15 protein-coding genes and 1 pseudogene (2 of these 16 cut by a window edge) are annotated in these 16,470 nt (G+C 67.5%); 8 read left to right on the top strand and 8 right to left on the bottom strand.

Annotated features, from left to right (window positions below; translation table 11 throughout):
- Positions 1–49, top strand: the end of a protein-coding gene (locus K789_RS0102035) for an ABC transporter permease (RefSeq protein WP_024365288.1). Its footprint begins 1,250 nt before the window's first position; only the last 49 of its 1,299 coding nucleotides appear in the window; the start codon falls outside the window, past its left edge; the stop codon is at positions 47–49.
- A 4-nt stretch (positions 50–53) separates the two neighbouring features.
- On the opposite strand, the gene K789_RS0102030 is transcribed toward K789_RS0102035, so the two are convergent.
- The 3 genes from K789_RS0102030 to K789_RS0102020 all read right to left on the bottom strand — a co-directional run bounded on the left by K789_RS0102030 (position 54) and on the right by K789_RS0102020 (position 2,697).
- Complete coding sequence (locus tag K789_RS0102030; protein WP_237739480.1) at positions 54–968, bottom strand: alpha/beta fold hydrolase; 915 nt, start codon at positions 966–968, stop codon at positions 54–56.
- 231 nt (positions 969–1,199) lie between these two features.
- A complete protein-coding gene (locus K789_RS0102025) occupies positions 1,200–1,979 on the bottom strand; it encodes a hypothetical protein (protein ID WP_024365286.1) in 780 nt (259 codons plus the stop codon).
- A 1-nt stretch (position 1,980) separates the two neighbouring features.
- Positions 1,981–2,697 (bottom strand): hypothetical protein, encoded by a 717-nt coding sequence (locus K789_RS0102020; RefSeq protein ID WP_024365285.1) that lies wholly within the window; start codon positions 2,695–2,697, stop codon positions 1,981–1,983.
- Positions 2,698–2,885: 188 nt separating this feature from the next.
- On the opposite strand from K789_RS0102020, the gene K789_RS0102015 reads away from it, so the two are divergent.
- On the top strand, positions 2,886–4,175 hold the full coding sequence (locus K789_RS0102015; RefSeq protein WP_024365284.1) for a mechanosensitive ion channel family protein: 1,290 nt from the start codon (positions 2,886–2,888) through the stop codon (positions 4,173–4,175).
- A 433-nt stretch (positions 4,176–4,608) separates the two neighbouring features.
- Here the strand turns inward: K789_RS0102015 and K789_RS0102010 are convergent, their stop codons facing one another.
- From K789_RS0102010 to K789_RS0102000, 3 genes are all read right to left on the bottom strand, one after another.
- The gene (locus K789_RS0102010; protein ID WP_024365283.1) at positions 4,609–5,406 is read right to left on the bottom strand and encodes an alpha/beta fold hydrolase; all 798 of its coding nucleotides are present in this window, start codon (positions 5,404–5,406) and stop codon (positions 4,609–4,611) included.
- A 148-nt stretch (positions 5,407–5,554) separates the two neighbouring features.
- A complete protein-coding gene (locus tag K789_RS0102005; protein ID WP_024365282.1) occupies positions 5,555–6,442 on the bottom strand; it encodes a glycosidase in 888 nt (295 codons plus the stop codon).
- Positions 6,443–6,643: 201 nt separating this feature from the next.
- Positions 6,644–7,510: a DUF1295 domain-containing protein gene (locus K789_RS0102000; protein ID WP_024365281.1), complete on the bottom strand. Its 867-nt coding sequence runs from the start codon at positions 7,508–7,510 to the stop codon at positions 6,644–6,646.
- A 139-nt stretch (positions 7,511–7,649) separates the two neighbouring features.
- Here K789_RS0102000 and K789_RS0101995 point away from each other — a divergent pair, with 139 nt between their 5' ends.
- From K789_RS0101995 to K789_RS0101985, 3 genes are read left to right on the top strand one after another with little or no spacing between them, the layout of a single operon-like run.
- Positions 7,650–8,111 carry a MarR family winged helix-turn-helix transcriptional regulator gene (locus K789_RS0101995; RefSeq protein ID WP_024365280.1) on the top strand — a complete coding sequence of 154 codons (462 nt, stop codon included), beginning with the start codon at positions 7,650–7,652 and terminating at the stop codon, positions 8,109–8,111.
- Complete coding sequence (locus K789_RS0101990) at positions 8,108–9,976, top strand: AMP-dependent synthetase/ligase (RefSeq protein ID WP_024365279.1); 1,869 nt, start codon at positions 8,108–8,110, stop codon at positions 9,974–9,976. The genes K789_RS0101995 and K789_RS0101990 overlap by 4 nt, the downstream gene beginning before the upstream one ends.
- Complete coding sequence (locus K789_RS0101985) at positions 9,973–10,407, top strand: DUF2177 family protein (protein WP_024365278.1); 435 nt, start codon at positions 9,973–9,975, stop codon at positions 10,405–10,407. Before K789_RS0101990 ends, K789_RS0101985 begins: the two co-directional genes overlap by 4 nt.
- 24 nt (positions 10,408–10,431) lie before the next feature.
- On the opposite strand, the gene K789_RS0101980 is transcribed toward K789_RS0101985, so the two are convergent.
- A complete protein-coding gene (locus K789_RS0101980; protein WP_024365277.1) occupies positions 10,432–12,165 on the bottom strand; it encodes a SulP family inorganic anion transporter in 1,734 nt (577 codons plus the stop codon).
- Between the two features lie 319 nt (positions 12,166–12,484).
- On the opposite strand from K789_RS0101980, the gene K789_RS0101975 reads away from it, so the two are divergent.
- Together K789_RS0101975 and K789_RS0101970 are read left to right on the top strand one after the other, a co-directional pair.
- Positions 12,485–13,549: a TerC family protein gene (locus K789_RS0101975; protein WP_024365276.1), complete on the top strand. Its 1,065-nt coding sequence runs from the start codon at positions 12,485–12,487 to the stop codon at positions 13,547–13,549.
- Positions 13,546–13,896 carry a helix-turn-helix transcriptional regulator gene (locus K789_RS0101970; RefSeq protein ID WP_024365275.1) on the top strand — a complete coding sequence of 117 codons (351 nt, stop codon included), beginning with the start codon at positions 13,546–13,548 and terminating at the stop codon, positions 13,894–13,896. The genes K789_RS0101975 and K789_RS0101970 overlap by 4 nt, the downstream gene beginning before the upstream one ends.
- Before the next feature lie 73 nt (positions 13,897–13,969).
- Here K789_RS0101970 and K789_RS0101965 read toward each other — a convergent pair whose 3' ends face one another.
- A complete protein-coding gene (locus tag K789_RS0101965; RefSeq protein WP_416352781.1) occupies positions 13,970–15,061 on the bottom strand; it encodes an adenosine deaminase in 1,092 nt (363 codons plus the stop codon).
- Positions 15,062–15,109: 48 nt separating this feature from the next.
- On the opposite strand from K789_RS0101965, the pseudogene K789_RS22050 reads away from it, so the two are divergent.
- A pseudogene (locus K789_RS22050) lies at positions 15,110–16,470 on the top strand (ABC transporter) (its annotated part continues 144 nt past the right edge of the window); the annotation flags it as partial.

Genomic DNA, 16,470 nt, shown 5'->3' with positions numbered 1-16,470 from the left:
CAGCCCCCGACGACGGCGGCCCGCTGAGGCGGTTGGGCTACCGGGCTGAAAGGCTACCGGGCTGCCAGGAAGTTCCTGATCGCCGCGGCCATGGGCCCGGACTGGGTCCAGTGCAGGTAATGGCCTCCGGCCAACGGGACGATTTCGTGCCGTCTGACGTTTTTCAGGAGGTTCTCGAGTGCGTCAGCCTTGGCGGCTGCCTCCGGGGATCCGTCGTCGGCGACGAAAGAGAGCACGGGCAGCCCCTCGGGATAGCTGATTCCGCGCAGGTCCGAGGCATTGTTCCCGATCCGGGCCGTTTCGTCGGCGACAGCCTGGTTGCCAAAATTCCAGCTCGTCATCAGGCGCATGCGTTCACGTTCCTCCGGCGTGTAGGCGTCGCCGTCCGGTTCCCCGAGTCCGGGGGCCACCGCGAGGGCAGCCCGGACCACTCCTGCCATGGAGAGCAGCCGCGCCACGTCGAGGCCTCCTGACTGCACCTCCACAGTCCCACCCGTGGCTTTCGGCACTGTGACGTCGATTCCGATCACGGCCGCCACCTCAGCAGGGTAGCGGTTGGCGTAGTCCAGCATGTAGAAGCCGGCGATGGAGTGACCGGCCAGGGTATAGGGCTGGGTGATGTTGAGCTTGCCCAGCACTTCGTGGAGTTCAGTGTTGATGTTCTTGTTGCTCCGCTCGCTGGCGCTCATGTCGCTGTAGCCGTAGCCGAATCCCTCAACGACCGTGACGTTGTAGTCGCCCAGCTCCCGGATCAACGGTGCGAAGTCCAGCGCCGGCGCTGCCGTTCCCAGGCCGCTGAGGAGGACGATCGGCTGGCCGGGCTGGCCGTTCCGGTAGACATTGACCGCTCCTCCGGAGATCTGGATCCGTTCGCCATAGGGCGTGATGCTGGAGCGTTCCTGCCGCTCCAGCAGCAGGTTGGCGCCCGTCGAGGCCAGACCCAGGCCAACGGCGGCCAGGACCAACACGGCGAGGATGCGCAGTCCTTTCCGGCGCTTTGGCCGGCGCCTGCCGGGAACGGAATCGGCATCGGTGGCGGCAACGGGCCGGGGTGGGGAAGCGTCCGTGCGACGAGGCTTGATCCTCTTGGCGGGCCTTTCAGTGCCGGAAGCGGTGCCAGGACGATCGGGCTGGTATGGCAAGCGTAACCCCGCGGGCGCTGCGCGGGGCAGGCCGGTTTCGGGTTACCAGACCGCCCGCTACCCCGCCGCGCTGCCGGCCGGCCGCAGGGACGTGATCATCGTCCGGACGTCCCGGTACTCCGGCGTGGACGCGTACAGCTTGGCCTTCTCCAGATAGGGCAGCGAGGGATCCCCGGGCGTCTGGTTGGACTCCGGGTTGTAGGTGCCGCCGAAGAAGGCGCCGCTGGGCGGCCACAGGAACAGGTGGAACATCGGGCACGCCGTGTCGCCGGGCTCCTCGGGGACCATGGTGATGCCGTAGGCAGCGATGGTGGACTGCGTGGCCACCGCGTCCGTGTCCTCGCCCCGGGACTCGAACACGTAGCGGGGCACCCCGCCGTCGCCGCCCCCGCCCTCGGCGAGCGCGACCATCGGCGCGGAATCGTAGACCTCGTACGGGGTCTTATCGAGGCATTCCGCCCCAGTGACAATGTTGGTCCGCAGACCCGCCATCGGCTTCCCCGCGGCGTTCAGCACGTCCACGAAGTCCCCGGCGAGCGCGCCGCCGGGGTCGTTGACCGTCCAACCCGCGGGGTAGTCGAACGACAGTCCCCCGTTGGTAGTGGTGAACGTCTTCCAGCCCGCCGACGGCCCTTCCGACGCCGGCGAACCGGGCGGCGTGGTGGCGGACGGGGACGCAGCCGCCGTCGTGCTGCCCTGGGCCTGGCTCTCCGAAGCGGAAGCGCCGGCCGGCGGGGGAAGCGACAAACCGCAGGACGTCAGCAGCAGGACCGAACTGAGGGCGCTGCCAACCGCAGCGCACCGGGTGGCGCCGTGTGAACCCGCCGGCCTCCTCACGTCATTGCTTTCCGGCGGGCCGTAGGGACGTGATCGCCTGCTTGACGTACTTGTATTCGGTGGTGTCCTTGTACACCTCCGGGGTGTCCACGTGCATCGGACCTCCCGGGGTGGTGTCAAACGGGTTATAGGCGCCGCCGAATATGGCGCCGCTGGGCGGCCAGGTGAAGAAGTGGGAAATCGGGCAGGCGGTATCCCCGGTGGGCTCCGGCGCGGAGGTGATGCCGTAGGCCAGGGTGAGGGACTCCGCCGGGTCACTCGATGCCGGGTCGGTCCGGCCCTCGTAGACGAACCGCGGCGTGACTCCGCCCTGGGCCAGCGCCGGGACGGGCTCGGAGTCGTACAGCATAAAGGGGAACTTTTCCGGGCACTCAGCGGCCTCGACCATGTTGGTCCGCAAACTGGCCATGGTCTTCCCGTAGTCACTGACCAGGTCGACTGCGATACCGCCCTCAGAAGGTTCATCGGCCGGGTCCTTGATGGTCCACGACTCCGGGTAGTCGAACGAGAGCGTGCCGTCCGACGTCGTGAACGTCTTCCAGCCGGCCGGCACCGTGACGGCGGGCGAGGTGGCAGTGCTCGGCGAGGGGCTGGCCGTCGCCGTCGCTGGCGGCGGGGAACTGGTGGCCGGGGCTGCCGCCGGTGACCCGCATCCTGCGAGAACTGAAGCAACGCAGAAAGCGGAAATTGCTGTGGCGATTGACGCGACCCGGCGCATGGCACCCTCCCCCTGGGAAAATAAAGTGGTTGGACAATTCTCGGGGGTTTCCGCGCGGAAACTAGGGCCGTAGGACCCTTGGCGCCCCGTCCTTCAGGGACCGGGGCCCCGGAGCGCCGGCCGTGATGCTTCCCACGATGGCACCTGCAGATTTCTATTGGCCGCGGAAGCTTGCTAGAGCTTAAGTAATGCAAGACGTCCTTGATCCCGCCATGCCCTTTCTGGTCCCCGTCCTCGCAGTGGCTCTCGCCGTCGCCGGCGGGCTCCTCGCCTCCTGGCTGGTGCGCCGGGTTGTGCTCCGGCTCAACCGCAACAAGCCCGCCCTCCGCGAGACCTCCCGGGTGGCGCGCCTGCCGTTGCGCTTTGCGCTCTGCCTGATTGCCGTCCGGATCGCCCTGGGCCTGACCACGGACGACGCCGAATGGCGCCGCAACGTGGACCACGCCCTGCAGATCGCGCTCATCGGTTCCCTGGCGTGGCTGGCCATCGCCGTCATCCTCATCGTCGAGACCATGGTGCTCACGCGCTACCGGGTGGACGTGGCGGACAACCGCCGCGCCCGCAGGCTCCGCACCCAGGTCATCCTCGCCCGGCGGATCGGCGTCGCCCTGATCGTCATCGTGGCCCTGGGCATCGCCATGCTGACATTCCCCGCGATCCAGGCCCTTGGCGCCGGGCTGCTGGCCTCCGCCGGCGTGATTTCGATCGTCGCCGGCCTTGCCGCGCAGACCTCGCTGGTCAATGTCTTCGCCGGCATCCAACTCGCCTTCACCGACGCGATCCGGGTGGACGACGTCGTGGTGGTGCAGAAGGAATGGGGACGGATCGAGGAGATCACCCTGACCTACGTGGTGGTCCACATCTGGGACGACCGGCGGATGATCCTGCCCTCGACCTACTTCACCACCACCCCGTTCGAGAACTGGACCCGGCGGCAGTCCGAGGTCATGGGCACCGTGGAGTTCGACCTCGACTGGCGTGCCCCGGTCGAGGACATGCGCGCCGAGCTCAAGAGGGTCCTGGCAACCACCGAGCTCTGGGACAAGCGTGTGGGCATCCTGCAGATCACCGACGCGACCGCCGGCTTCGTCCGGGTCCGCATCCTGGTCAGCGCCGCCGACAGCGCCACGCTCTTTGACCTGCGCTGCCTCATCCGCGAGGAACTGGTGCTGTTCCTGCAGCAGGAGCACCCGACGGCGCTCCCCCATGTCCGGCTCGAATCGCTCGGCGCCGTTTCCCTGGGGTCCGGCACGCCCGGCACCGCCGGTTCCTCTGCTGCCTCCGCCTCCTCCAGCGCTGGCGCGAAGCAGCCGGGCAAGGTCTCCGCCGCGGACGAGCACGGCCGGCACCCGGCCGATCCGCACGACTCCCAGCTGTTCACCGGGTCGATCGAGGCGATCGAGCGCTCCAAGGCGTTCACGGGCCCCGGCGAGGAAGTGTTCGAGGACCGGGACAAGAGCATCGCGGCGCAGAACTAGTGGTCTCCGGGCGGGGGCCGTCCACATAGCGCCGTCGGGGTCTTCCCTGCCTGCGGGAACTGTTCAATAATCAGACGTTGGTGAGTCAGCGTCGATGCTGCCCGCCGGAGCTTCGGCGCACCATCCACAACGAGTGAGGGAGCCTGGCATGACAATTCCACCGCCGCACGAACCTGAGCCGTTTCCGCCAGAGCCCGGCCCCACCACCCCCGAGCCCCAGCCCGGCGACCCGTTCCCGCCGGAGCCGGGTCCGGTCCCGCCGCCGGCGCCGATTCCGGAACCTGGCCCTGCACCAACACCCGGCCCGTTCCCCGCACCGGGGCCGCTGCCGATTCCCGACCCCGGCCCGGTCCCGCCGCGCCCGGACCCCACACGGTTCTAGGGTCGCCCGGTTCCAGGGGCGCAGTTCTAGGGCGCTCGGCCGACGCCCGGCTCAGGCCGCTGCGATGCCGTGCAGGAAGGTCCTCACTTCCGTGTTGAAGGCGTCGGGCGCCTCCATCGGAGCCAGGTGTCCGACGTCGGGAATCACCTCAAGTTTTGAACCCGGAATCTGGCGGTGGAGCTCGTGGGCGACGTTCAGCGGGGAGCGTTGATCGTCCGCGCCGTACAGCAGGAGTGTCGGAATGGCGATGGTGGGCAGTACGGGCCGGTAGTCAGCCCGGCCGCTGGCGGAGAGCAGGGCCCGCATTCCTGCCGGGCGCACGTCTGCCATGATCCTCGTGGCCTCGGCCACCACGGCGGGGTCGGCCTTGTTGGTGAAAAGTGTCGGCAGCCACGCGTTGATGATCGTCTCCGGAGGCTGATCGATCTCGGCCAGCACCCGGGCGTAGCGCCGCTCCGCCTCCTCGGGCGGCAGGGACCCCGCCCAGCCGGCATAGGCTGACGCCAAGATCAGGGACGCCGGTATCTCCGGGTACCCTCGGTACAGCTCCAGGACAACCAGGGAACCCCACGAAAGGCCCAGAAGGTGCGGCTTCGCAGGAACGGCCGCGCGCAAGAATCCGGCTGTGATGGCCCCAAGTTCCCCGGCGGACAAATCCGGGGCGGGGTCATCGGACTGGCCGCACCCCGGAGCGTCCCAGGCGAACACTGTGAAGTCGTCCGAGAGGCCCTCCAGCTGTTGACGCCAGCTCCGGCTGTCATCCCCGGCCCCGTGGAACAGGACCAGCGGCGGTCCCTGGCCTACCCGCTGGTACGCGATCCGCAGCCCGGCAACCTCGACGGCTTCCATGATCCAATGCTAGGCCGGTCTGGGCTTGCCGGGCAGGACCAGTTCAGGACGCGCAAAACCACCCGCGATGCGCAAAAGACCCCTCGCTACCAGGATTCGGGCGTCGAGGGGTCTTTTGCGCGGCGGCAGGAAGAATGCGCGTCGCCAGCTACGGCAGGACGATGTCGTGGGTCCGGTGGTCGTAGTGGATGACCAGCTGCCCGCCGGAGTGGTGCACCTCGTGGTTGGCGCCGTCGAAGGCACCAAAGGCCCCGAAGTTCTCGTCCCAGGCGCGGTTGAGCGCGATCTTGAAGCTGTAGGAACCGGCCGGGAGATCCGCCGCAAGCTTCCAGAGCTGATCGACGAGGTCCAGTTCCATCTGGGATTCGTCGTACTGCGGGGCCCAGTTGGCGGGGGCGCCCAGCAGGATGTTGAAGTCGCCGGCAACGGCAACGGCGTCCGGCTGCTCGATGGTCTCGACACTGGTGGCGGGGGCGCCAGCCGGGGATTCGCCGGCCGTGGCGGCGGCAGAAGTCTCAGCGGCCGGGGCTTTGCGCTTGCGGACCGCCTTGGCGACAGGGGCAACGGCCTCTTCGACCAGCTTGGCAGCCTTGCCCGCGACCTTTTCGGCAACCTTGGCGGCCTTCGGAGCGGTCTTCGGGGCAGCCTTCGCGGCGGGTTTGCGGGCCGGCTCCGACGGCAGAGGGGTGTCGGCGGGAACGGGAGTTCCGGCGTCGAGCGCTGCGGCGAACGCGGCGGGGTCAGCGAACGCGACGGTGGCGCGCTGGCCGTCCTCGGTGATGGTCCAGCCGGAACGGCCCTTGACCAGCCAGCCGGCCTTGACCAGCTTCGCGGTGGCGGTAGTCAGCGTCTTGTGGCCGCGGGGAATCCCGCCGCTGAGCAGCTCACGCTCAAACTCGTTGAGCGGAACGCGTGCGATTGCCTCGCCCAGCACTGCTCCGGCGTTCAGTTTCTCATCCGTCCACACGCCCTCGGCAAGGACGTCCAGTACGGCCTTCAATCGAAGGGTGGTGTTTTCGGCTGTGTTCGCGCCCATGGGTCTCCTCTAGAAGCAATTGATCCACCTGCATTTTGCCAAGGATCGTCGAGTTTCCGCGAGTCGGTATCGGTTAACTCTGTGTGTCGTGACCCACTATTACACCCCATGGCGCCGGGCGCGAGTGGACTAGGGCTGCGTACTCACGAGTAGGTTTTCCGGCCGGAATCCTCGGCCCTGCGGCGGCGCGGGCTGGGACTGCTAGAACTTGGGGATGAGGACGGGAGTGTTCTTCTTGTACGCCTCGTAATCAGCCTGGCCGCCCCACTTTGCGTCGGACTTCTTCTCAAGAAGCGGCACGCCACTGACTTTCGTGAGCAGCAGGGTGACAAACACCGGGGAGATCAGCGCAACCCACTGCCACCCCTCCAGCGCGGGCAGGGCGATGATCGCGACGCCGATCCAAAGCAGGATCTCGCCAAAGTAGTTCGGGTGGCGGGACTTCGCCCACAGCCCGGTGGAGATGAACCTGCCCTTGTTGGCCGGGTCGGCGTTGAAGCGGCTCTTCTGCTGGTCGGCCACGATCTCGAATCCGAAGCCGACGGCCCACACGAGGAAGCCGATCAGGGCGAACCAGTCGAGCGCGACCCTGGTCGCCGAGGTGATGGCCACCCATGCGGCGGCGGCGGTGAAGACAACCCAGAGTCCCTGGATGGTCCATACGTTGAGGAACCGCACGAAGGAGGGCTTGATCTCGTCGAAGCGGTCGTCCTTGCCGGCCTTGCTGATGCGACGGAACAGGAACGTCCCCAGCCTCAGGGTCCATGCGAGGACCATGGCGGCCAGCAGCAGGGCCCGCGCGTCGACTCCGGGGGTGAGCAGGATGAGCAGCAGCGTGATGGCGGTGTAGGTGACGGTGCCGGTCAGGTCGTAGAACTTCTCGGTCTGGGCCCTGAAGGAGGGGATGAACACCAGCCACTGAATGAGGAACGCTGCCCCGACCGCCATCGCGAAGACAGGGATCCCGCCCAGGGTGGCCCCGCCCTGGCTGCCGGCCACGGCGATGAGCACCCCGATTAATACGACCACGGGGATGGCAATGAGCGACCTGCGGTCTGTGTCCTTCATCAGGGTTCCCTTCCTAGGCCGGACTGGATGACGGCAAACGCCAGGAGCCCTTTCCGCTAGGCTGCCTATTATTCAATCCTGTTTGATGATCAAACATTATTCAGTATCCTTGATACATGCAAACGCAAGTAGGTGGGCCATGAGCACAGCCTCTTTCCACCCGGCCGCATTCACGCTGCAGGGCATGTTCACCCTCGCCAACGAGACAGAACGGGAACTGGCCCGCAACCTGGAACTGAACCTCACGGATTTCCGTGCCCTCTCCGTGCTGGCACAGCTTGGCCCCGTCACGGTGGGCAAACTCGCCGCGGAGCTCGGCGCAACCCCGGCAACCACCACTGCGATCGTCAGCCGGCTCGTGTCCCGCGGTTACGTGGCACGCCACCGAGGCACCGGCGACCGGCGCCAGGTCCACGTGAGCGCCACTCCGGCGGCCGCCCGTAAAATCACCACCCTGATGCAACCCCTGGTGAACGCCACCAACGAGCACATCCAGGCACTGCCCGCCTCACAGCAGAGCGTCGTCGCGGACTTCCTCGACGTCGCCCAGCACCTGATGCGCGACCACCTCCACACACTTTCCATGAAGGACGCCCCATGAGAGAGTTCACCACCCCGCTGCTGGTTGAGGCGTCCGGGCATCGCAACGCGACCGAACTGCTTCTGCAGCGGTTCCGCACCTCCCCCGACCACATTGCCTTCGAAGTACGTGCCGCGAACGCCGCGATCACGGAACCGTGGCGGCAGGTGACCACACGACAATTCGTCGACGAGGTCCGTGCACTGGCCAAGGGCCTCATCGCCGCCGGCCTTCGTCCCGGCGAATCCCTCGCCATCATGTCCCCCACCCGTTACGAGTGGGCGCTGGCCGACATGGCAGCGTGGTTCGCCGGCGCCGTCGTCGTCCCGATCTACGAGACGTCGGCCGCACCCCAGGTGACCGCGATCCTCGCCGATGCCGACGTGCGTCTCGCCATAGCTGGCACCGCTGAGCATGCCCTCCTCTTGGAGCAGGGGTTCGCGCAGGCGGGGATGCCGGGCCTAAGGGTCTGGACGATGGACGAGAGGCCGGGCGCTGACGTGGCCGACCTCGTGGCCCGCGGCGCCGAAATTTCCGACGGCACTGTTGAGGAACGCCGGCTGCTGGCCGATCTCGACTCGGTGGCAACCATCGTCTACACCTCCGGCACCACTGCCGCGCCCAAGGGTGCGCTCATCACCCACGGCAACTTCGTGGGCCAGGTCCTGAACGTGGCCGCCGCCTACACCGGCGTGGTCCGCGAGGGCGGCAACACCATCATCTTCCTGCCGATGGCCCATGTGCTGGCCCGCGGACTGCAGCTGACCTGTCTGGCCAACGGCATGCGCATTGCGCACCTGTCAGACCCCGGGGACGTGGTACCCGCTCTCGGCGTCCTGAAGCCCACCTTCCTGGTGGTGGTCCCCCGGGTGCTGCAGAAGATCCAGGCGTCTGCCGCGGCCGCTGCGGCGAAGAAGCACCTCGGACGGGTGTGGGCGTCAGCGCAGGCCACCGCCGTCGCCTGGGGCCGGTTCGCCGAAGCCCACGACAACGACCCGGCGGCCAGGGCCGCGCTGGGCCTGCGGGTGAAGCATGCCCTGTTCGATCGCCTGTTCTACGCCCGGCTCCGGACGCTGATGGGCGGGCGCCTCGACTACCTGCTGTCCGGCGCCGCCGCACTCGACGCCGAGCTGTCCCTCTTCTTCCGTGGCCTGGGCCTGCCGGTGGTGGAGGGCTACGGCCTGACGGAGACCACCGCCCCGCTGACCGGGAACATGCCCGGGTCGATTCGGGCCGGGTCTGTGGGGGTCCCGATGCCGGGAACAACCGTGCGCATCTCGGACCGGGGAGAGGTGCTGGCCCGCGGCGTCGGGGTCTTCGCCGGCTACCGCAGGCGGGCCGACAACGTGGACGCCTTCGCGGACGGTTTTTTCCGCACCGGAGACCTCGGCGAACTCGACGCGCTGGGACGCCTGACCCTCAGGGGCCGGATCAAGGACGTCATTGTCACCGCAGGCGGCAAGACCATCTCCCCCTCCATCTGGGAAGGCTATGTCGAGGGCGACCCCCTGGTGGCCCACGCCGTGATGGTGGGAGAGGGCAAACCCTACCTGGGTGGGCTTGTACTGCTGGATCCTGAGTCCGTCGCGGCCTGGGCGGAGCGGGAGGGCATCGCCGACCTGCCCGGCTTGCAGATCCCGGACGACGGCGGCGCCGTCCAGATCCACGACGTCCGGCTCCTCACCGCGATCGGCAAGGCGGTCAGCGCCGCCAACGCGAAGATCGCACGGTCCGAGCAGGTGCGCCGGTTCGTGCTGCTGCTCGCCGACCTCAGCGAGGCCAACGGAATCGTGACCCCCACCATGAAACTCAAGCGCGCCGCCTTCACCGAACGCGCCCACCACATCGTCGACAAGCTGTACGCCGACACAAGGAGCCAAGCATGAACGTCCGGGCCAAAAGATGGCTGCTTTCCTACGCGACCGCTGCCGTGATCTTCGCCGCCATCGACGTCGTCTGGATCGGCACCGTGGCGAACAAGCAGTACGAAAGCCAGATCGGCGACCTGCTCGCGCCCAGCGTCAACCTCGCCGGCGCCGTTCTCTTCTATCTCATCTACGTCGTCGGGATCGTGCACTACGGCATCCGGCCCAACGACCCCGCAGCCACCCTCCGGCAACGCGTGACGGGCGCCGCCCTGTTCGGCTTCTTCACCTATGCAACCTGGGCCCTGACCGCGCTCGCCGTCCTCAAGGACTTCCCCCTCCTGGTGGCCCTGACCGACATCGCGTGGGGAGCCGCAGTGTGCAGCGCCGTTACCTGGCTTACGGCCACCCTGCTGCGCCGAGTCCTCGCCCGGGCCGGCACGCCGGAGTAGCGCCCGCGTGCAGCGGCGCACCGGTCAGTCGCCGGGGCTCCATTGCGACCCGGTCTCGGCCATGTAGGCGGCCACGGCGGAGTCAATGGTGCGGTAGAAATGGCGCGGGTCGATCTCGCGGGTCAGTTCGTAGCGTTCGATCTTCTCCCGGACCCCGTGCTTGAGCTCCGCGAAGACCAGCGAGGTGCCCTGCGCGTTCAGCTCGGCGTCCAGCTCAAGCAGCACGTCCGAGGCCGTGGTGTCGACGTCGGTGATGGGTTCTGCCGCGATGACGATCCACCGCGGCTTGGGTTCGGCGCGGGCCAGCCGCCGGATATTTTCGCGGAACGGCCTGACATTGGCGAAGAACAACGGCGCGTCGAAGCGGTAGATCACCAGCCCGGGCAGGTGCTTCGCGTCCGGATGGAAATGCACGTCATGGAACCCCTCCAGCCCCGGCACCCGCCCGATGACCGTCTCGTAGGGCCACCATGCCCGGCGGAAGATGTTCAGGATGGACAGCCCCACCGCAATGCCAATGCCTGGCAGGACTCCCAGCAGCGTCACCCCGAGGAAGGCCGCGATTGAGAGGGAGAACTCGGTTTTGCGCTGCTGCCAGAGCCGGCGGGTGCCCGGGATGTCGGCGAGGGAGATTGAAGCGGTGATCACAATGGCCGCCAGGGCCGGCTGGGGCAGGTTTCGGAACAGCCCCGGCAGCAGCACCAGCATGAGCATGATCAGCACGGCACCCGTCACGCCCGTGAGCTGGGTTTTCGAGCCGGAACGTTCCGCCACCGCCGTCCGGGAACCGCTGGTACTCACCGGGAAGCCCTGGAAGAGGCCCGCCGCCAGGTTTGCCGCACCAATGCCGATCATTTCCTGGTTGCCCCGGATCTCCTCGCCGGAGCGCGCGGCGAACGACGACGCCGTCGAGATCGTGTCCGTCAACGACACCAGCGCAATCCCCAGCGCGCCGGCAAACATCAGGGCGATGTCCGAGAACTCCAGGAAGGGGATCGCGAACGGCGGGAACCCCTGCGGCAGTTCACCGACCAGTGATACGCCCCGATCGGCGAGACCAAAGACCGACGCCGCCCCGATGGCGAGCACCACCATGACCAGAACCGAGGGGACCTTGGGCAGCCACCGCTGCAGCGCAAGGATCAGCACGATTCCGGAGATCCCGACGGCGGCCGCGGCCGCCACCGTCTCGCCTCTGCCGAGGCCTTGGATGAAGCCGACGAGGTCCCCGATGAAGCCCTCGCCGCTCACCGAGAACCCGCAGAGTTTCGGGAGCTGGCCGACCAGGATGGTGACCGCGAGGCCGTTCATGTAGCCGATCATGGTGGGCTTGGAGATGAGGTCCGCGATGAAGCCAAGCTTGGCCACGGACGCGAGGATCATGATGACGCCGACCATCAGCGCAAGCATCGACGCGAGCACAACCGCCTTCTGCGGGTCGCCGTCGGACGCGACGAGCGGCAGGACCGTCGCCGCGATCATCGGTCCGAGGGACGAGTCCGGCCCCAGCACCAGGATGCGGGACGGGCCGAACACCGCGTAGGCGAGCAGGCAGAGGACGGTGGTGTACAGCCCGGTGATCGGCGGCAGCCCCGCCAGCTCCGCGTAGGCCATGCCCTGGGGAACCAGCAGCGTCGCCAGCACAATTCCGGCCACAATGTCTTTGCCGAACCAGCTCCTCTGGTAGGTCGCGGCGACGTCGAGTCCAGGCATCAGCTGGCGCAGCCAGCCGCTCCGGCGTTGTCCAGTCGTCGTCATAGGAGCACTCTGCCGGGCGGGGCCGGCCGGTGCATCCTCCGCCGAGGGTGACCCGGCTCAGCAGACCCGCCCCCACCCCCCATTTGCCCTATCACTTTTGGTCCCCATCCCCCGGTTTTGGCAACCAGGAGTGATAGGGCAAGTGGCCGCTGCCCTTGTCGCAATAGGTGAAGTATGCTTCACTATTTGTACGGAGGGGAGTATCCCCTGAATGTCCCGTCGTCAGTACGGCCGACCCTGAGCGGCCCGGCCGGACAGGCCCTTTGGGGCCGGGAAAGACCTCCAGCTGGTGGTACTGACTGGAAGCGGGTGTCCCCTCATGAATGTTCCGTTTTGGGCCTGGTTGGCCGTTCTTGCTGTTATCGTCCTGATGCTGGCCGTCGACTTGTTCGCGCACCGCCGGGCGCACGTCATCGGTGTCCGCGAAGCCGCTCTGTGGTCCGGTATCTGGGTCGCCTTCGGCGTCGGCTTCGGCGCCTTGGTCTGGCAAATCTACGGCTCTGAGTTCGGCCAGCAATACTTCGCCGGATACCTGATCGAAAAATCCCTCGCGGTGGACAACGTGTTCATCTGGGCGATCATCTTCACCTATTTCGCCGTCCCCCGCGAATACCAGCACCGGGTGCTGTTTTTCGGGGTCCTGGGCGCCCTGGTCTTCCGCGGCATCTTTATCGCGGCGGGCTCCGCCATCATTGCGAGCGCCGGGTGGGTGCTCTATATCTTCGCGGCGTTCCTTCTTCTCACCGGCTACAACATGATCCGCCACCGCAACGAACACCTGGATCCGGAAAAGTCCCGGGTGCTGCAACTCTTCCGCCGGCGAGTGCCCATGACGGACGACTTCCACGGCCAGCGCTTCCTGATCCGGAAGAAAAGCGCCGTGCTGGCCACGCCGCTGCTGGCTGTCCTGGTCCTCATCGAGGTCACCGACATCATCTTCGCCGTCGACTCGATCCCGGCGATCTTTGCCGTCACCGACGAGGTGTTCCTGGTCTTCGCCGCCAACGCCTTCGCCATCCTCGGGCTCCGCGCCATGTACTTCCTGCTCGCTGACCTGATCCACCGCTTCATCTACCTCAAGATCGGACTCGCGCTCGTCCTGATCTGGGTGGGCATCAAAATGCTCCTCAAAATCGACATCTACTACATCCCCACGCCGGCGTCCCTGGCCGTTATCGCCACTATCCTTGGGGTGTCCATCGGCGCAAGCCTCTGGGCCACCCGCGGCCAGGCCCGCAAGGCGCCCACAGCTCCCGTGAACCCTCCGTTCGGAACCGCCACCCCCGAGGAGATCGCAGGTCTCGAACCCCTGTGGCGCAAACGCAGGGACACGGAGGCGTCGTCGGAAGCTGCGGCGGAGATTGCCAGTAAGGAACAAAAATGACGGACTCCCCGCAAGGACCTGATCAGGGCCCGGAGCCGCTGTTGGCTCCGGCCCCCGCACGCCCCCCGTGGACCTTCTTGACGAACCACGGGCACGTCCTGCTGTCGGTGGCCGCAGACCCGCAGGCGCGCATTACCGATATCGCCGCGAGGGTCGGCATCACCCCACGCTCAACCCTGCAGATCCTCAAGGACCTGGAAGACGCAGGATACCTGCACCGCGTCCGTGCCGGGCGGCGAACCCGATATGCCCTTGAACCCCACCAGCACTTCCGCCACCCGGCCACGGCAAGCTGGGAAATCGACGGACTGATCGGACTCTTCGCCGGCCCCGCGCCGTCGGCCTGACCCCCGTTGCCCTGTCAGTTATGGTTCCCATCCGCCGGTTTTGGCAACCAGGAGTGATAGGGCAACTGGAGGGTTAGTGTCCGGACGCGGCCAGTTCTGCCAGCAGCTCCGTCTTGCGTTCCTCGCTCGCGAAGGAGGACCGGATCGAGTTAGCGGCCATCCGCACGCAGTCGAACTCGGACAGGCCAATCACCGACTTGAGCTGCGCGAAGTTGTCGTCCACGTACCCGCCGAAATACGCCGGATCGTCCGAATTCACGCTCACGTTCAGGCCCGCGGCGAGCATGGCCGGCAGCGGGTGCTCCTTCAGGGTGTCCACGGCGCGGAGCCGGACGTTGGACAGCGGGCACACGGTCAGCGGCATGAGCTCGTGCACCAGCCGTTCCACGAGCTCGGGGTCCTCCATGCAGCGGATGCCGTGGTCGATCCGCTCCACGTCCAGGAGGTCCAGCGCATCGATGATGTACGACGGCGGGCCCTCCTCGCCGGCGTGCGCGATCCGGCGCAGCCCGGCGTCCTTGGCCCGGGCGAACAGCCGCTGGAACTTGGCCGGCGGGTTGCCGACCTCGGCCGAGTCGAGGCCGATGCCCGCGATCGGGGCGTTCATGGCGAGCAGCTGGTCCAGCACCTCCAGCGCGGAGTCCTCGGACAGGTCCCGCAGGAACGCGGCGATGAGCAGGGTGGAAATCCCGAACTCCTCGCGGGAGTTCGCCAGCACCGATGCGACGCCGTTCACGCAGGTCTCCAGGGCCACCCCGCGGGACAGGTGCGCCTGCGGATCCAGCATGATTTCGGCGTGCCGGACGCCGGCGAGCGCTGCCCTGGACAGGTAGGCCCGGGTCATGTCGGCGAAGTCCTGCTCGGTCTGCAGCACGGCCATGTTGGCGTAATAAAGGTCCAGGAACGACTGCAGGTCGGTGAACTCGTAGCGGGAGCGCAGCTCGTCCAGGTCCTCATACGGCAGCTGGATTCCGTTGCGTTGGGCCAGGGCGAAGATCAGTTCGGGCTCGAGGGTTCCCTCGATGTGCAGGTGGAGTTCCGCGACCGGCAGCGGGCCGTGCACTTCCTCGGGAACCTCGGCGAATGCGGGGACCCCGGGGGTGGACGTTGTTGGGCTGTCCGGTGCAGCGCCCTCGGTGGCGGCGGCGCCGTCGTTAGTTTCCATTCGGTAAGGATATGCCCGCCGGCGGCAGACCCGGATAGAGTCGATTGGATGCACAGTGATCAGCAGGCTTCCGATCTGTCCGGCCCGACCATTCCAGGGCTGAGCGCCGACCGTCCCGCGGACGGCTTTGTCCGCGTGCGCGGCGCCCGCGAGAACAACCTGCGGAACGTGGACGTCGATGTGCCCCGCGACGCCATCGTCGCGTTCACCGGAGTGTCCGGTTCCGGCAAGTCCTCCCTGGCCTTCGGCACCATCTACGCCGAGGCCCAGCGCCGGTACTTCGAGTCCGTGGCGCCCTACGCCCGGCGGCTGATCCAGCAGGGCCACAACCCCAAGGTGGAGATGATCACGGGTCTCCCGCCCGCCGTCGCGCTTCAACAGCGCCGCGGCACGCCCAGCTCCCGCTCGACGGTGGGCACCGTCACCACGTTGTCCAATTCGCTGCGGATGCTCTTCTCCCGCGCCGGCAGCTACCCCGAGGGTGCCGGCCAGCTCGACTCGGACGCGTTCTCCCCCAACACCGCCGCCGGCGCCTGCCCGGAATGCCACGGGCTGGGCATCGCGCACACCGTCACCGAATCCTCGCTGGTCCCGGACACGTCGCTGAGCGTCCGCGACGGCGCGATCGCTGCGTGGCCCGGCGCGTGGCAGGGCAAGAACCTGCGCGACATCCTCACCCACCTGGGCTACGACGTGGATACCCCCTGGCGGAAGCTGCCCAAGAAGGACCGCGACTGGATCCTCTTCACCGAGGAACAGCCCGTGGTGGAGGTGACGCCCCAGCGCGACCGGGTCGCGAAGCCCTACAAGGGCCGTTTCTGGAGCGCGAAGAGCTACGTGCTGCACACCCTCGCCGACTCCAAGAGCACCACGATGCGCGACCGCGTGCTGCGCTTTATGGAGACCGGACCGTGCCCCGTCTGTGGCGGCGCCGGCCTGACCCCGGCCGCCCTCGCGGTGACNGTTCGCGGGCCACACCATCGCGGACCTCAACGGCGTGCCCATGACGGAACTGGCCGAGATCATCCGCCCCACCACCGAGCTGACGGCCGCCGGGACCGCCTCGCGCAAGCAGAGCTCCGGCGAGGGCAACGAGGTGGCTGTCGCCATCACCCGGGACCTGCTGCAGCGGGTCACCGTACTGCTGGACCTCGGCCTGGGCTACCTCGCCCTGGGCCGCTCCACCCCCACACTCTCGCCCGGCGAGATGCAGCGCCTGCGGATCGCCACCCAGCTGCGCTCCGGCCTCTTCGGCGTCATCTACGTGCTGGACGAGCCCTCCGCCGGCCTGCACCCGGCCGACGCCGAGCCCCTCCTCGCGGTGCTGGACCAGCTCAAGTCCTCCGGCAACTCGGTGTTTGTGGTGGAGCACAACATGGACATCGTCCGCCATGCCGACTGGCTGGTGG

This window comes from Arthrobacter sp. TB 26 (assembly GCF_000427315.1).
Taxonomy (GTDB): Bacteria; Actinomycetota; Actinomycetes; order Actinomycetales; family Micrococcaceae; genus Arthrobacter.
Note: the sequence above shows the minus strand (reverse complement) of the source record. Positions and strands in the feature narration are given on the sequence as shown.

Coding starts and splice junctions, on each gene's coding strand:
- K789_RS0101965 (WP_416352781.1), bottom strand. CDS start 15,061: ATGGAAACTAACGACGGCGCCGCCGCCACCGAGGGCGCTGCACCGGAC.
- K789_RS0102010 (WP_024365283.1), bottom strand. CDS start 5,406: ATGGAAGCCGTCGAGGTTGCCGGGCTGCGGATCGCGTACCAGCGGGTA.
- K789_RS0102005 (WP_024365282.1), bottom strand. CDS start 6,442: ATGGGCGCGAACACAGCCGAAAACACCACCCTTCGATTGAAGGCCGTA.
- K789_RS0101975 (WP_024365276.1), top strand. CDS start 12,485: ATGAATGTTCCGTTTTGGGCCTGGTTGGCCGTTCTTGCTGTTATCGTC.
- K789_RS0101995 (WP_024365280.1), top strand. CDS start 7,650: ATGAGCACAGCCTCTTTCCACCCGGCCGCATTCACGCTGCAGGGCATG.
- K789_RS0102000 (WP_024365281.1), bottom strand. CDS start 7,510: ATGAAGGACACAGACCGCAGGTCGCTCATTGCCATCCCCGTGGTCGTA.
- K789_RS0101985 (WP_024365278.1), top strand. CDS start 9,973: ATGAACGTCCGGGCCAAAAGATGGCTGCTTTCCTACGCGACCGCTGCC.
- K789_RS0101970 (WP_024365275.1), top strand. CDS start 13,546: ATGACGGACTCCCCGCAAGGACCTGATCAGGGCCCGGAGCCGCTGTTG.
- K789_RS0102015 (WP_024365284.1), top strand. CDS start 2,886: ATGCAAGACGTCCTTGATCCCGCCATGCCCTTTCTGGTCCCCGTCCTC.
- K789_RS0101990 (WP_024365279.1), top strand. CDS start 8,108: ATGAGAGAGTTCACCACCCCGCTGCTGGTTGAGGCGTCCGGGCATCGC.
- K789_RS0102020 (WP_024365285.1), bottom strand. CDS start 2,697: ATGCGCCGGGTCGCGTCAATCGCCACAGCAATTTCCGCTTTCTGCGTT.
- K789_RS0101980 (WP_024365277.1), bottom strand. CDS start 12,165: ATGACGACGACTGGACAACGCCGGAGCGGCTGGCTGCGCCAGCTGATG.